Source organism: Corynebacterium tapiri (assembly GCF_006334925.1).
Taxonomy (GTDB): domain Bacteria; phylum Actinomycetota; class Actinomycetes; order Mycobacteriales; family Mycobacteriaceae; genus Corynebacterium; species Corynebacterium tapiri.
Window position 1 is genome coordinate 77,226 of sequence record NZ_VDHJ01000009.1, and the last position, 14,157, is coordinate 91,382.

The window sequence follows — 14,157 nt, forward strand, 5'->3', positions numbered from 1 at the left end:
CGCGCAGCAGGCAGCAGGAAAATTCGCCTGGCCTCAGGCGCAAAAACGTCCCCCTCCCACGGGTGTGGAAGAGGGACGTCGTCGAAAAGCGACGCTTAAGCGATCTCGATGGACTCGATCTTCACGTCCTCGACCGGGCGATCCATGCGACCAGTGCGGACCTTGGCAATCTTGTCCACAACGGCCTGGGATGCCTCGTCGGTGACCTCACCGAAGATGGTGTGGTGGTTGTTCAGGTGCGGGGTCGGCGCCACAGTGATGAAGAACTGGGAACCGTTGGTACCCGGGCCGGCGTTAGCCATGGCCAGCAGGTACGGGCGATCGAAGGTGAGCTCCGGGTGGAATTCATCCTGGAACTGGTAACCCGGGCCACCACGGCCGGTGCCGGTCGGGTCGCCGCCCTGGATCATGAAGCCGTCGATAATGCGGTGGAAGATCGCTCCGTCGTAGAACGGGCCGGTGCTCTCGCCCTTGGCGTTCTGTGCGGAGTACTCCTTGGTGCCCTGGGCCAGGCCGACGAAGTTGTCGACGGTCACCGGGGCGTGGTTGCCAAACAGATCGATGACGATGTCACCGTGGTTGGTCTTCAGCGTTGCGGTCTGAGTTTTGTTGCTCATGGCGCACCATCATACGCGCCTGCGCGCGCCTTATCAGTGACATGCTCATTCGCCTCGCGGCCCGGGTAGCGGCCCAGGGCGTAGAGCACCAGCAGGGCTGCGAGCAGAACGTAGGTGCCCACCAACACGCCGGGCTGGATGGGGTCAATAAACCCGGTGAAGGGCCGGAAGTACAGTGGGGCAATAAGAACGGGCAGTCCGATCTTGAGGTATTCGTGGCAGCGCATGGCGGCGATGCCGGCGATGATGGCCACGACCATGACAAAGTAGTGCGTCCACACAATGGAGGAATACAGCGAGCTCAGCACCACCGCACCGGTGGCCAACAGCTCAAAGGCCCCGTGGCGCCGCCACACAGCGAGCCCAACCACGACCAGGGCAACCGCCGCTACCAAGGCGAACTGTGCAATGCCATAAATTGCCGGCGGGTCCACGATGGTGAGTACGCCGGTGAGGTAATCGGTTTGCCGGTCGGCCATAAAGATCGAGTCGAAGGACAGGTTATTGGGATTAACCAAGCCCACGCTGGAGATGCGCTTGAGGTTGTCCACCCACGCGGCAAAGAGCGCGGGACCACCCAGGACAAATGCCGCAATGACGCCCGCAACGGTGCCCACCGCTGCCACTATTGCCGCTTTTCGACGCCCCTTGAACAACGCCAGCAACACAATCAGCGAAACGGGGGTCAGCTTAACCAGCGCGACCACCGCCAGAGTCAACCCAGCCCACACCGGATAGCGCTTGGAAGCAGCCAGGGCGAAAAGGGCTCCGCCGTAGATCAGCAACGATGTTTGTCCATAAATGAAGATGAACTGCGCCGGCTCGGACACGGAGAGCACCAGGCTGGCCGGGGCCAGGTACTTAAACGGCATGGGTCGCTTGAACCAGAGGTAATAGCTGGAGGCAATAAGCACCACCAAAGCAACAGCGCTGGCAAACGTGAGCAGCAGCGTACTTGTGGTGTAGCTCATGATGGTGGTCAGCGGCGAAATCGCATAGGCCACCAGCGGGCTGTGTACGAAGGGGTGCCCCGTGAGGTCAACGAGGTGTTCCTGTTCCAGAATGTCCGCCACATAGCGTGGCCAGACGTCTCCCCCGATGGCGGAGAAGTTCTCCGGGATGGAGTCATAAAGGTGCGCGGTGTCTCCTCCGCGCACCATCTTTCCGGCTACCCAAAGCGAGAGCCAGTCGTTGGCAAACAGGCGATCCTTCCACAACACGGTGGTGACCAACCCGAAGATGACGGCCCAAACGCCACCCTCCCAGCCGATCACAGAACCGGGGAAGGTACCGCGGCGTCTACGAGGAGAACGCCTGCTCAGGCTATCCATACGAGGGTGTGTTTCCATGCTGCTCACTGGACAAACCCTACGCTAAAGCCGGGAAAACCCCGGGACGCCACAGCGTTCCGGGGCCCATCGAATGCTTGCTAGGAGCGAGCGGCAAGCACCTTCGTGCGCGCCTCAACGAGGTTGCCCAAAGACGCCTTGGTCTCCTCGTAACCGCGGGTCTTCAGACCGCAGTCCGGGTTGATCCACAGGCGCTCGGCGGGAACGTGCTCGAGGGCGGCCTCGATGAGTCCGGTCAGCTCCTCCACACTCGGCACACGCGGAGAGTGGATGTCCCAGATGCCCGGGCCGATCTCGGAGTGGAAGTTGTCATTCAGATCCACCAGGAGCTCCATGCGCGAGCGGGCGGCCTCGATGGAGGTCACGTCCGCGTCCAGAGCGGCCACGGCGTCGATGATCTGGCCGAACTCGGAGTAGCAAAGGTGCGTGTGGATCTGCGTCTCCGGCTTCGCATCCAGCGCCACCAGGCGGAAGGAGCGAATGGACCAATCCAGGTAGGCCGGGCGGGCATCCTCGCGCAGCGGGAGCAACTCGCGCAGGGCCGGCTCGTCGATCTGAATGATGTTGATCCCGGCGGCTTCCAGGTCGCGGACTTCGTCGGCAAGCGCCAGCGCAATCTGATCGGCGGAGACCGCAAGATCGACGTCGTCGCGGGTAAACGACCACGCCAGAATGGTCACCGGGCCGGTCAGCATGCCCTTGACCGGCTTGTCGGTCAGCGACTGTGCGTAGGCTGACCACTCCACCGTCATGGCCTCCGGGCGGGAGACGTCGCCCACCACGATCGGCGGACGGGTGCAGCGCGAGCCGTAAGACTGGACCCAGCCGTTCTGGGTGGCCACGAAGCCGTCGAGAAGCTCGGCGAAGTACTGCACCATGTCATTGCGCTCGGCCTCACCGTGCACCAGCACGTCCACGCCCAGGTCTTCCTGCAGCTTGATCACATCCGCGATCTCGCGACGCAGTGCCTCGACATACTGCTCATCGGTGAGTTCGCCGGCACGGTGCTTCGCGCGCGCGGTGCGGATCTCCGTGGTCTGCGGGAAGGAGCCGATGGTCGTGGTGGGCAGCTGCGGCAGTCCCAGGGAGGACTGTGCTTGTCGACGCCCCTCAAACTCCGGCTGGCGTGCCACCTGGCCAGTTCCCAACGCGGCGGTGCGCTCCTGCACGTCGGTACGGCGGGTCCGCTCGGACTCTGCACGGGTGCGAATTGCCCGCTCAGAACGTGCGAAGGCAGCCTCGTCCTTGGTGTGCAGGGCAACGACCTCGGCGATCTTCTCGTCGGCGAAGGCCAGCCAGCCGGCCACGTCCACCGGCAGGTCCGGCTCGGCGTCCAGGGTGTGCGGCACGTGCTGCAGGCTCACGGAGGTGGAGATGCTGACCTCGCGCTCACCCAGGCGGCCGATGACCTCTGCGCGCTCGGCGAGGTTAGCGGCCCACACGTTGCGGCCGTCGATCACACCAGCAACCAGGTGGGTTCCCTCGCCCACGGCGGCAGCCACGCGCTCGGGGTAGTCCGGATCGGCGGCCAGGGTTGCCGGGGCCAGGTCCACGTGCAGGGCCTCGGGAGCCGCATCTGCCAGAGCTTGCAGCCCGGCGCGCAGGGATCCGTACGGGGTGGTGATCAGCACGTTCGGGCGCTGCTCGCCCACCGCCGGCTCGAGCAAGCGGGTGTGAGCCTCGCGGGCCAGCTCGGCCAGGCGCTCATCGCCCGGGCCCAGGTCAGCAACCAGCGCGGGCTCGACCAGCTGGACCCAATCCACTCCGTCTTCGGCCAGCGCGGTGAGGACCTCGGCATAGGCGGTGACCAGATCGTCGAGACGCTCGAGCGGCTCTCCTGCGCCCTCGGCGGCCTTGGCCAGAGCCAGCAGGGTCACGGGGCCGACCAGGACCGGGCGCACCGTGAAGCCAGCCTCGCGGGCCTCGCGCACAATGGAGAGCACGCGCTCAGTATCCGGGGTGAAGGCCTCGGTGCCCACCTCCGGCACGAGGTAGTGGTAGTTGGTGTCAAACCACTTGGTCATCTCCAGCGGAGCCTCGTTGGCGTTACCGCGGCAGAGGGCGAACTCCTCGTCGAGGGTGTTGGCGCGCACCACGCCGACGGTCAGCGCGGTCTGCAGGACCTGGTCGTAGTAAGCCACGTCTGCGGGGATGGCGTAGTCCTCGTTGAGTCCGGCGTCAGTCAGGCGAGCGTAGGTGTCCACGCGCAGGGCGTGGGTGGCCGTGGTGAAGGCCTGCTCGTCGATGCGACCCGCCCAGTAGGCCTCGAGGGCCTTTTTGAGCTCACGGTTCGGGCCAATGCGGGGGTAGCCCTCAATGGTTACAGCAGGAAAAGAAGTCATGGGGAGTCCTTAATTAACTGTTGGAATCGTGTCGCTTTTCGCGGGGGCTCCCGGTGCAAGCAAGTGGTGTGCTCTTAGGCCGAGTGGCGGAACGGGCTCGGCGCCTCGATGGGCCGCGATGGTCTCACCCCGGAGCGTTCGAGTAACTCCTTGGTGACCACCGCATCATTGTGGGTGTACACGTGCAGTCCGCCTGCCCCTCCGGCCAGAACCTCACGCGCCAAACGCGAGCTCAGCTCCAGACCGGTCTCGAGTTCGACATCGGGGCCGAACTTAGCGGCTACGGACAGCTCCTCAATGATGTGCTCCGGAACCTTCACTCCGGCCAGCTTGCCCATGCGCATCAGCCGAGAGACCGACGTCATGGGCATGATGCCCGGAATGAGCGGAATGGTCACGCCCGCCAGGCGCGCCTTACGCACAAAGTTCAAGTAGTCCTCTGCCTCGAAAAACAGCTGGGTGATGGCAAAATCCGCACCCAGGCGCTGCTTGGCCAGCAGGACGTCGAAATCCTCGTCCTCGCTGCGACTTTCCGCGTGCCCCGAGGGGTAGCAGGCCACGCCCACGGCTACGGAGCCGGCGGCAAAGCGCGCGGCTTGACGCTTCTCGACGTCCCGAATCACCCGGATAAGATCCGTCGCATGCTGCAGGTAACCCGCCGGGAGCGACGTTTCGCCGACCGGCAGGTCTCCGCGCAGGGCGAGGATGCCGCGCACGCCAGCGTCGACCAGTTCGTTGATGCCGCGCACCATCTCGGTGGCCGGGCCCGTCGTGCAGGCCACGTGGGCCAGCGGGCGCAGTCGCGTGGTCTCGGTGATGTAGCGAATCAGGGCGGTGGTTCCCTCCAGCCAGCCCGAGCGCTGGGAGCTGGTGACGGCGATGTAGTCAGGCCGGTAGGCCTCGACTTCTGCCAGAAGAGCGTCGAGCTTGGCGACGTCCGCCTCTACCCCATAGCGGGGAGGAATAACCTCAAAGGACAGCGCGATGCGATCCCATGCGTGGTGTTCGGGGGTAGCCTGCTCGAAGGAATTCACAGGCGCAGAGGCCGAGATCCTTCCAGCGGCCGGTGCGTATGCGCACATTGGGCCTCAACCATCCGTTTCTAAGAAATCGTGATGTGTGTACTGGAATTGTGATGCAGGGCTCTGCGTTGGTGACTAAACCTAGGACGGGCCACGTCGGGCGTGGAAGCGCATTCGTCTGGTAGTACCTTGAAAATGTCTGTGAGCTGTACGTTTGCCGATGCATGCAGTGAATAAAATTAGTTGTCCGCCGTGGGTGCGCTGGGCTTACTAGAGTGGGAACTTATGAATCCCATGCTGATCAAACAGGGTCTGAGCATCGCCTCCCAGATCCGTTCCGCAATGAAGGAAAACAAGCTGAAGAATCAGCGCACCGTCTACGACCAGTTGCGTGAGTCTTCGGCCAACACCGCCGATCTTCGCGATTACCTCCGCGCACTGGATGCGAAGGATCGTGCCGAGCGCGATCCGGAAGAGGCCGAGGCACGCATCACCCGCCGCGCCGCCGCCGGCCCGATTGTCCAGGGTGTGCGCGTGCGCCTGGAGAACGCTCGTGACCAGCTGCGTCACGACTCCGAGGCTGCCGACTCCTTCGACCTGGACAAGGCCAAGCGTCGCTTGAACCTGCTGGCCGAAGATGTGGACGAGAAGCGCAAGAAGGCCGTGAAGAAGCTCAAGCCGCTGCGCGCTAAGGCAAAGAAGCGTTCGGCTCGCGTGGAAAAGGCCGCCAACAAGGCACGTGCGCGCGCCGAGAAGAAGGTGCGCAAGCAGGCCGCTACCGCCAAGAAGCGCGCCCAGCGTCGCTCCCGCTCCTCCTTCGGAGCCGGCAAGACGTTTGGCCTGATCAGCCTGCTAGCAGCCATCGCCGGTGCTATTTACTGGTTCCTCCTGCGCAAGCCCGCCGCCGAAGAGGCAGACGCTACTCCCCCGCGCGTTGAGGAGCACTCCGGCGAGAAGTCCGCCACGCTGGTCTACTCCTCCACCACCGAGGACGATTCCGCGAAGAACGACTCCCAGGACACTCCGAAGGAGACCCGGAAGGATACTCCGCGTCCGGCCGGTGAGCTCGCCGAGGACCCGGCCGAGCGCGATGAGGAACTGCTGGGTTCCATCGACGAGCAGCTTGAAGCCCACCGTCGCTCCGAGGACGCCGTCGCCGAGGCCTCCACCGGTGCGGACGACGCAGCCGAGGCTCTGCGCGAGGAGGCCGCCAAGGCCCAGCGTGAGTTCGACGCCAAGTACGGAGACGGCTCCAAGTAACCCAGAGCTTCTTCTCACTCGCCCTGCGAGTACCGCGGTTGGCTACTAGATTCCCTGGTAGCCAACCGTTTTTGTCTTTTTGGAGGAATAAGAAATGCGCATGAACGCCATCGTGGTCAACCTCGGTGTAGGTGAGACCCTGTACTTCAAGCACAACGACGAGCTGCTGGAGCAGATCAAGACGGCAGTCGATTCCGATGGGTCAGTCACCGCTACCGACCTCAATGATCGGGAAATCACTTTCACCGGTGCGGAGATCAAGGACGTGGATGTGCAGCGCATCGAGGATTCTGCCGTCGTCGACTAGGTTTCGGCGGTTAACCGGGGTTGTGGTCCTGGTCTACACTCAATCGGTCGATCGACGGCTCTACCTCGGGTTTTACCGCGCAGGTCGTCTATTGATGTCGTCCGGGGGTCTGACCTGCTCACTTATGCTTTCCACTTGCAGCTCCGTATCCAGCAGTGCCAGTGACTAGACCCACCGAGGCGTGGTTTGGCAACAATGCAGTACGGACGACCGTAGTTTCGGGCCCGGGTGTACGACAAAGTTGCCACAATCAGTCGAGCCGGATTCTAACCCACCACCGTCAACACCCGCGAGCTACGCTCGGGCCAGATTGCACCTCAACCCCCGACCCCAAGCACCACAAAACCCCCCGGCCGAAAGCCGGGGGTTTATCTGTGGAGCATAGGAGAATCGAACTCCTGACCTTCTGCTTGCAAAGCAGATGCTCTACCAATTGAGCTAATGCCCCATTTTTGTTCCGTGGTGGGCCTAGCAAGAATCGAACTTGCGACCTCATCGTTATCAGCGATGCGCTCTAACCGACTGAGCTATAGGCCCTCGGAACGAGTAGTTACTTTACTCATGAGCTCCCAAAGCAACAAATCACCCGGTCAGAACGCATTTCTGCCTTGCTTAACCGGGTGATTTCTACGAACGTCGTAAAGCTAGTTTTCTACGACGTCCGCCGTCTCCACCTCGAGGGCGCCCACGAGCCCCACGATGGCGTTGTAGATCAGCGCGCCGATCGGAGCGAGCACCGTCAGCAGCACGGCCAGGATCGCTCCCATCAGGGCACCAAGGCCCACGACGAGGCCGAATCCGATCTTCTGCGAGCCACCGACACCTCCCAGCACGGAGTTGACGGACGCCCAGATGCCGGCGAGATCCATGCCCAGGTACAGCAGGATCACGGCGATCATCCACGCGATGAAGCCCACCAGGGAGGTCGCAGCAGCGACCTTGAAGGCAGAGATGGGGGAAACGTGGGTCAGGGCCACGTAGCGGCTAGTCATTAGGACTCCTCACCTTCGGAAGCCTCAGGAGCCTCGGCTCCCTCGGTGCGCACACCCGGGATCTCATTGCGGGCCTCCTCGACGGACTTTTCGCCCTTGGCCACTGCGTGTGCGACGTCCTCACCCTCGTCCTCGACGTTCTTGTCGATCGCGAGCAGGTCCACGCCGTCCTCCAGATTGACCAGTCGCACGCCCATCGTGGCGCGCGAGGACGGCCGGATCTGGGCGACCTCGGTGCGGATGACACCGCCAGCGGAGGTGATGGCAAAGATCTGGGTGTCGTCTTCCACTGCCAGTGCGCCGATGAGCTTGCCGCGCTTGGGGGTGTACTTGAAGGTCATCACGCCCATGCCGCCACGGCCCTGGGTGGCGTACTCCTCGATCGCGGTGCGCTTGCCGTAGCCGCCCGAGGTGGCCACCAGCAGGAACTCACCATCGTGGACCACGGTCATGGCCAGCAGCTGGTCGTCGTTCTTGAAGCGCATGCCCTTCACGCCGGCGGTAGCGCGACCCATCGGGCGCAGCTGATCGTCGTCGGCCGTGAAGCGGATGGCCTGGCCCTGCTCGGAGACGAGCAGGATGTCATCGCCTTCGTCCACCAGCTGAGCGCCGATCAGGCTGTCATCCTCGTTGAGGTTGATGGCGATCAGGCCGGCGTGGCGTGCAGACTCGTAGTCGGTCAGGCGGGACTTCTTCACCCGGCCATGCTTGGTGGCCAGGACCAGGTACGGCGCGTCCTCGTAGGAACCGATCTGGATGACCTGCGCGATGCGCTCCTCCGGCTGCAGCTCCAGCAGGTTGGCCACGTGCTGGCCGCGGGCGGCGCGTCCGGCCTCGGGCAGCTCGTAGGCCTTGAGGCGGTAGACGCGGCCGAAGTTGGTAAAGAACAGGATCCAGTCGTGCGTGGAGCAGATGAAGAAGTTCTTGACCACGTCATCCTGCTTCAGCTCCGCTCCGCGCACGCCCTTGCCGCCGCGCTTCTGCGACTTGTAGGCATCCACCTTGGTGCGCTTGGCGTAACCGGTCTGGGTGATGGTGACCACCACGTTCTCGCGGGCGATGAGGTCCTCGGCGTTGACGTCGCCGGTATCGGCAATGAGCTTGGTACGACGCTCGTCGCCGTACTTGTTCACGATCTCCTGGAGCTCGTCGCGCACAATCGCGCGCTGACGCTCGGGGCGAGCCAGGATGTCCTTCAGATCGGCGATTTCCTTCTCGATCTCGGCCAACTCGTCGATGATCTTCTGGCGCTCCAGAGCGGCCAAGCGGCGCAGCTGCATGGCCAGGATGGCGTCTGCCTGGATCTCGTCGACGTCGAGAAGCTCCATCAAGCCGGTGCGGGCCTCATCCACCGTCGGGGAGCGGCGAATCAGGGCGATGACCTCGTCGAGCATGTCCAGCGCCTTGACCAGACCGCGCAGGATGTGGGCGCGCTTCTCGGCCTCATCCAGACGGTACTGGGTACGGCGGACGATGACCTCGATCTGGTGGCGCACGTAGAACGTGAGCATCTGGTCCAGGCGCAGGGTGCGCGGCACGCCATCGACGATGGAGAGCATGTTGGCGGAGAAGTTCGTCTCCAGCTGCGAGTGCTTGTACAGGTTGTTGAGCACCACGCGCGGAACGGCGTCGCGCTTAAGCGTGACCACAATGCGCATGCCCACGCGATCCGAGGACTCATCCTCAATGCGCGAGATGCCCGCCAGCTTGCCGGCCGTGATCTGGTCGGCGATGTTGGAGATGAGGTTGTCCGGGTTAACCGTGTACGGCAACTCGGTAATCACGATGGTCTGGCGGTTGCCCACCTCTTCCATCTCGGCCACACCGCGCATGCGGATGGATCCGCGACCGGTGGTGTAGGCATCGTGAATGCCCTGGGTGCCCACGATCTGCGCGGCCGTCGGGAAGTCCGGGCCCTTGACGTACTTCATGCACGCCTCGAGGCGCTCTGTCTCGCTGGACTCGTGGTTGTCCAGGATCCAGAAGATGGCGTTGGCCAGCTCGGTGAGGTTGTGCGGCGGGATGTTGGTGGCCATACCCACGGCGATGCCGTTGGAGCCGTTCATGAGCAGGTTGGGCACGCGCGAAGGCAGCACGTCCGGCTCTTGGGTCTTGCCGTCGTAGTTCGGGGAGAAGTCGACGGCGTTCTCGCGGATGTCGCGAACCATCTCCATGGCGATCGGAGTCAGGCGGCACTCCGTGTAACGCATGGCCGCCGGGCCGTCATTACCGCGGGAGCCGAAGTTACCTTGCCCGTCGATAAGCGGGTATCGCATGGACCACGGCTGCGCCAGGCGCACCAGGGTGTCGTAAATGGCCACGTCACCGTGCGGGTGGAACTGACCCATCGTGTCCGAGACCGGACGTGCCGACTTCACATACGAACGCTCCGGGCGGTAGCCCGAGTCAAACATCGCGTAGATGATGCGGCGGTGCACCGGCTTCATGCCGTCACGCACCTCAGGCAGCGCGCGGCCCACGATCACGCTCATGGCGTAATCGATGTAGCTGGTCTGCATCTCCTCATTTAGGTCGATGGGCATGATGCGGTCGTAACCGCCACCATCTCCCGTTCCGACGCCAGATCCTGGCTTGTCGTCGCTCACGTGTACCTCATTCTTGATGGAGTGTAGGTTTGCCTCGATTCTACTGGTTTTTAAGGCTTTTTCGCTTCTCGACGTGCTACCACTCTGGTATCACTAGTGGCTATGGCGATGACCCTAAGGCTCTCTGCAGAACAAGACCGCGCCCTGGAAATGCTGGCGCGCACCCAGGGTGTGAGTAAGCACGAAGCGGCCGTGCGGGCGATTGTCGGCGCTGCCGCCCGGACTGTCCATCACGAGGACATTGCGCAAATTGCGCGAACGACGCTGGCTAGCTACCGCCGCGCAGAGGAGCGTTTAGGCCTGTGAGGGGGCTCAACCTCGAAGACCTGGTAGTCGTGTGTGATGCGCTGGGCCTGGAAATACGTTCATATTCCGGATTGGCTGCCGTGGCGGCGGTAACCAACCCGCACCTCATGGGCATCCCGGTGCACTCCAGCCAGCAAGATCAGGCCCGCGCTGTGCGCGAGACCGTGCATCGTCTCGAGCCTCTGCGCGAGGGCAACGGGCTTCTTGTCAGTGCGCTCATCGACGTCCTGGCACACCTGAACTCTCAACCTCCGGTTGAGTAAGTAGCGTCTGTTGTGAAAGCCATGTTACTTTTGGGGCCGTTGTGGTTGCAGTGGCTTCTGAGGTTACTGTGGCGGAAGAGCTGCAACAAGTGCAGGCGGTTGCCTATCCCCTCTCTGTGGTGGACGAGGGTGTAGGCAGCCGCCTGATTGTGTTGATCAATAGTGGGGCAGATCCGCTTTTGGGCAGGACACTCGTTGGTGTTACCGGTGCGTTTTTGGCTTCCGGTCGTCACTAAAACCGGGTTTGCACACAGTGACCTGGGTTTTTAACCGTCGAGAAGCCTTTTGGTGACGACCGGAAGCCTCATCAAATCTGGTATTCCATCAACTCGGTCACGCGGCGCTGATGATGAACAATGGGCCGACCAATCTTGGGGTCGTGCAAGACGTTATCCACTGCCAGAACGACAAAGATGTGGTCGCCCATCTCGATCTCACGCTCGATGTGGCAGACCAGGCTCGTCGGAGCATCAGCGATGATGATGGCACCCGCATCCGCCCGGTAGGTCGAGCCGACCAGGCGCTCGTGAGAGGGCAGCGAATATGAGTCGATCAAACCGGAGTGTCCTCCGGTCAGGATGTTTATGCCCAGCGAGGTGGCCTCACGCAGGAGGGGCCACGTCGATGATCCGCGCTTGACGGAGATTCCCACGAGGGCGGGGTCGTCGGAAAGCGCGACGAAGGAACTGAGCACCATCGCAATATCCTGCTCCCCCACCCGGGCCGCCACGGCGGTGATGGGTGTGGGGATCGCACGGTAAACATCAGCGATAGTGGGCACGGTGAGCTTCCTCCTCAAACTTTGCTAGACAGCATAGTCTATAGAGGATAGACCCATCCGTACACACTGGGCGCTAAGGCCTAGACAAGGCCTAGACGTCGAGGAAGCGCACGTCCTTAGCCTTGCGGGTAATAAAGGAGCGGCGAGCTGCGACGTCGTCGCCCATGAGGACGCTGAACAGCTCGTCGGCACGCTGGGCGTCTTCCATCTCCACCTGGCGCAGGATGCGCGTCTCCGGGTTAAGCGTGGTCTCCCAGAGCTCGGAGGGGTTCATCTCGCCGAGACCCTTGTAACGCTGGATGCCGTCATCGGTGTTGATCTTGCGGCCAGCGTTGAGGCCCTCTTCCAGCAGCTCGTCGCGCTGCGCGTCAGAGTAGGCGTAGCCGGGCTCGCCGGACTTCCACTTGAGCTTGTACAGCGGCGGGTTAGCCAGGTAGACGTGGCCGTTCTCGATCAGCTGCGGCATGAAGCGGAAGACCAAGGTCAACAGCAGGGTGGCGATGTGCTGGCCGTCGACATCCGCATCGGCCATGAGCACAAACTTGTGATAACGCAGCTTGGAGATGTCGAACTCCTCGTGTATACCGGTACCCAGCGCCGTGATGATCGCCTGGACCTCGGCATTCTTGAGCACCTTGTCCATGCGGGCCTTCTCCACGTTCAGGATCTTGCCGCGAATCGGCAGGATGGCCTGGTACATGGAATCGCGGCCCTGCTTGGCGGAACCACCTGCGGAGTCGCCCTCCACGATGAACAGCTCGGCCTGGTCCGGGGTCTTGGTACGGCAATCAGAGAGCTTGCCAGGCAGGCCGCCGATGTCGGTGGCGGACTTGCGGCGCACCAGGTCGCGCGCCTTGCGGGCAGCGATGCGGGCCTGGGAGGACGCCACGGCCTTGTTCACCACGGCCTTGGCCTCAGCTGGGTTGGCGTCGAACCAGAAGGAGAGGTGCTCGTTGACGGCCTTCTGCACGAACGAGCGGATCTCGGTGTTGCCCAGCTTGGTCTTGGTCTGACCCTCGAACTGGGGATCACCCACGCGCACCGAGATGACTGCGGCCAGGCCCTCACGGCAGTCCTCGCCGCTGAGCTTCGGGTCCTTCTCCTTGACCAGCTTGTTCTCGCGCGCGTACTTGTTCATCAGGGAGGTCAGCGCGGAGCGGAAGCCCTCCTCGTGCGTACCACCCTCATGGGTGTTGATGGTGTTGGCAAAGGTGTGCACGGACTCCTGGTAGCTGGAGTTCCACTGCATCGCGATCTCGACCTCGTGGTCCTCGCCCTTGGCCTCCAGGGAGATGACCGACGGGTGGACGGCAGTCTTGGTCTTGTTCAAGTGCTGGACGTAGTCCACCAGCCCCTCCGGGTAGTGGTACGTCACCGACTTCTCGCGCGGGGCCTTCTTCTGCTCGGACTTTTCATCCTGGTCAGAAGCGTCGTCGCTAAGCGCGACCTCACCGATGGCCGCATCGTCGAAGGAATCGCCGTCGAGCTCCTGAGCCGTGTCACCCTCCTGCGCGAGTGCCTCGAGCTCGAGCTCCTCGGCGCTCACGCGCTCGTCGCGCAACGTGATGGTCAGGCCCTTGTTCAAAAAGGCCATTTCCTGCAGGCGCTTGGCGATGGTGTCGAAGTTGAAGTCGACCGTCTCAAAGATGTCCGGGTCCGGCCAGAAGCGCTGGGAGGTACCGGTACCGCGGGCATTCTCACCCTCGATGAGCTCCTCCGGAACGGCCTTGTCAAAGTTCTGGTACCAGTGCTTGCCGTCACGCTTGATGTGCGTCTCCATGCGCGTCGACAGCGCGTTCACCACGGAGATACCCACGCCGTGCAGACCACCGGAGACCGCGTAGGAATCGGAGTCGAACTTGCCGCCAGCGTGCAGCTGAGTCATAACCACCTGCACGGTCGGAGCGCCGGAGGCGTGCATGTCCACCGGGATACCGCGGCCGTTATCCACGACCTCCACGCCGCCGTCCTTGAGCAGCGTCACGGTGACCTTGTCGGCGTATCCCGCCATGGCCTCGTCGACGGAGTTGTCCACGACCTCCCACACAAGGTGGTGGAGGCCACGCACGCCGGTCGAACCGATGTACATACCTGGGCGCTTGCGGACGGCTTCCAGGCCCTCCAGGATCGTGATCGATGAGGCGTCGTAATGGGGTTGAGCAGTAGCCACCGGGCGTGCACTCCCTAAATTAGAAATTCGTTTGCTTAGACCGCCTTATTCTACACCCGCCCTACCCCAGACCCGGGTTAGGCCTCGCGGGCGCGAGAGGGCCGTGTGTGCCCCGCTGACGGCATTTCCCCAGGTCGCGTTT

12 protein-coding genes and 2 tRNA genes are annotated in these 14,157 nt (G+C 62.9%); 4 read left to right on the plus strand and 10 right to left on the minus strand.

The genetic code is table 11. The features are described 5' to 3' along the window. Positions 1-95: 95 nt before the first annotated feature. From FHE74_RS07430 to FHE74_RS07445, 4 genes are all read right to left on the minus strand, one after another. The gene (locus FHE74_RS07430; RefSeq protein WP_139465871.1) at positions 96-617 is read right to left on the minus strand and encodes a peptidylprolyl isomerase; all 522 of its coding nucleotides are present in this window, start codon (positions 615-617) and stop codon (positions 96-98) included. Continuing rightward, positions 614-1,966, minus strand: coding sequence for a glycosyltransferase family 87 protein (locus FHE74_RS07435; RefSeq protein ID WP_139465872.1), 1,353 nt, complete (start codon positions 1,964-1,966; stop codon positions 614-616). The genes FHE74_RS07430 and FHE74_RS07435 overlap by 4 nt, the downstream gene beginning before the upstream one ends. 80 nt (positions 1,967-2,046) lie before the next feature. Next, the gene (gene metE, locus FHE74_RS07440; protein ID WP_139465873.1) at positions 2,047-4,308 is read right to left on the minus strand and encodes a 5-methyltetrahydropteroyltriglutamate--homocysteine S-methyltransferase; all 2,262 of its coding nucleotides are present in this window, start codon (positions 4,306-4,308) and stop codon (positions 2,047-2,049) included. Positions 4,309-4,382: 74 nt separating this feature from the next. Then, positions 4,383-5,390, minus strand: coding sequence for a methylenetetrahydrofolate reductase (locus FHE74_RS07445; RefSeq protein ID WP_139465874.1), 1,008 nt, complete (start codon positions 5,388-5,390; stop codon positions 4,383-4,385). A 225-nt stretch (positions 5,391-5,615) separates the two neighbouring features. Between FHE74_RS07445 and FHE74_RS07450 the strand changes: the two genes are divergently transcribed. Both FHE74_RS07450 and FHE74_RS07455 read left to right on the plus strand, forming a co-directional pair. Beyond that, on the plus strand, positions 5,616-6,590 hold the full coding sequence (locus tag FHE74_RS07450; RefSeq protein ID WP_139465875.1) for a hypothetical protein: 975 nt from the start codon (positions 5,616-5,618) through the stop codon (positions 6,588-6,590). Between the two features lie 94 nt (positions 6,591-6,684). Continuing rightward, positions 6,685-6,897 carry a hypothetical protein gene (locus tag FHE74_RS07455; protein ID WP_139465876.1) on the plus strand — a complete coding sequence of 71 codons (213 nt, stop codon included), beginning with the start codon at positions 6,685-6,687 and terminating at the stop codon, positions 6,895-6,897. Between the two features lie 375 nt (positions 6,898-7,272). Here FHE74_RS07455 and FHE74_RS07460 read toward each other — a convergent pair. The 4 genes from FHE74_RS07460 to gyrA all read right to left on the minus strand — a co-directional run bounded on the left by FHE74_RS07460 (position 7,273) and on the right by gyrA (position 10,432). Beyond that, positions 7,273-7,345, minus strand: a tRNA-Ala gene (locus tag FHE74_RS07460). 12 nt (positions 7,346-7,357) lie between these two features. After that, positions 7,358-7,434, minus strand: a tRNA-Ile gene (locus FHE74_RS07465). Positions 7,435-7,541: 107 nt separating this feature from the next. Beyond that, on the minus strand, positions 7,542-7,889 hold the full coding sequence (locus FHE74_RS07470; RefSeq protein ID WP_139465877.1) for a DUF3566 domain-containing protein: 348 nt from the start codon (positions 7,887-7,889) through the stop codon (positions 7,542-7,544). Next, positions 7,889-10,432, minus strand: a complete 2,544-nt coding sequence (gyrA, locus tag FHE74_RS07475; RefSeq protein ID WP_139465920.1) for a DNA gyrase subunit A — start codon at positions 10,430-10,432, stop codon at positions 7,889-7,891. Before gyrA ends, FHE74_RS07470 begins: the two co-directional genes overlap by 1 nt. Positions 10,433-10,597: 165 nt before the next feature. Between gyrA and FHE74_RS07480 the strand changes: the two genes are divergently transcribed. Both FHE74_RS07480 and FHE74_RS07485 read left to right on the plus strand, forming a co-directional pair. Beyond that, complete coding sequence (locus FHE74_RS07480) at positions 10,598-10,801, plus strand: CopG family transcriptional regulator (RefSeq protein WP_139465878.1); 204 nt, start codon at positions 10,598-10,600, stop codon at positions 10,799-10,801. Continuing rightward, on the plus strand, positions 10,798-11,064 hold the full coding sequence (locus FHE74_RS07485; RefSeq protein WP_139465879.1) for a hypothetical protein: 267 nt from the start codon (positions 10,798-10,800) through the stop codon (positions 11,062-11,064). Before FHE74_RS07480 ends, FHE74_RS07485 begins: the two co-directional genes overlap by 4 nt. 307 nt (positions 11,065-11,371) lie before the next feature. Here FHE74_RS07485 and FHE74_RS07490 read toward each other — a convergent pair whose 3' ends face one another. Then, a complete protein-coding gene (locus tag FHE74_RS07490) occupies positions 11,372-11,845 on the minus strand; it encodes a flavin reductase family protein (protein ID WP_180339712.1) in 474 nt (157 codons plus the stop codon). Between the two features lie 91 nt (positions 11,846-11,936). Then, positions 11,937-14,015 carry a DNA topoisomerase (ATP-hydrolyzing) subunit B gene (gyrB, locus tag FHE74_RS07495; RefSeq protein ID WP_139465881.1) on the minus strand — a complete coding sequence of 693 codons (2,079 nt, stop codon included), beginning with the start codon at positions 14,013-14,015 and terminating at the stop codon, positions 11,937-11,939. Between the last annotated feature and the right edge of the window lie 142 nt (positions 14,016-14,157).

What these genes read in the sequence shown, in the direction of transcription:
- FHE74_RS07430 (WP_139465871.1), bottom strand. Translation starts at nt 617, where the DNA reads ATGAGCAACAAAACTCAGACCGCAACGCTGAAGACCAACCACGGTGAC.
- FHE74_RS07435 (WP_139465872.1), bottom strand. Translation starts at nt 1,966, where the DNA reads ATGGAAACACACCCTCGTATGGATAGCCTGAGCAGGCGTTCTCCTCGT.
- metE (WP_139465873.1), bottom strand. Translation starts at nt 4,308, where the DNA reads ATGACTTCTTTTCCTGCTGTAACCATTGAGGGCTACCCCCGCATTGGC.
- FHE74_RS07445 (WP_139465874.1), bottom strand. Translation starts at nt 5,390, where the DNA reads ATGTGCGCATACGCACCGGCCGCTGGAAGGATCTCGGCCTCTGCGCCT.
- FHE74_RS07450 (WP_139465875.1), top strand. Translation starts at nt 5,616, where the DNA reads ATGAATCCCATGCTGATCAAACAGGGTCTGAGCATCGCCTCCCAGATC.
- FHE74_RS07455 (WP_139465876.1), top strand. Translation starts at nt 6,685, where the DNA reads ATGCGCATGAACGCCATCGTGGTCAACCTCGGTGTAGGTGAGACCCTG.
- FHE74_RS07470 (WP_139465877.1), bottom strand. Translation starts at nt 7,889, where the DNA reads ATGACTAGCCGCTACGTGGCCCTGACCCACGTTTCCCCCATCTCTGCC.
- gyrA (WP_139465920.1), bottom strand. Translation starts at nt 10,432, where the DNA reads ATGCCCATCGACCTAAATGAGGAGATGCAGACCAGCTACATCGATTAC.
- FHE74_RS07480 (WP_139465878.1), top strand. Translation starts at nt 10,598, where the DNA reads ATGGCGATGACCCTAAGGCTCTCTGCAGAACAAGACCGCGCCCTGGAA.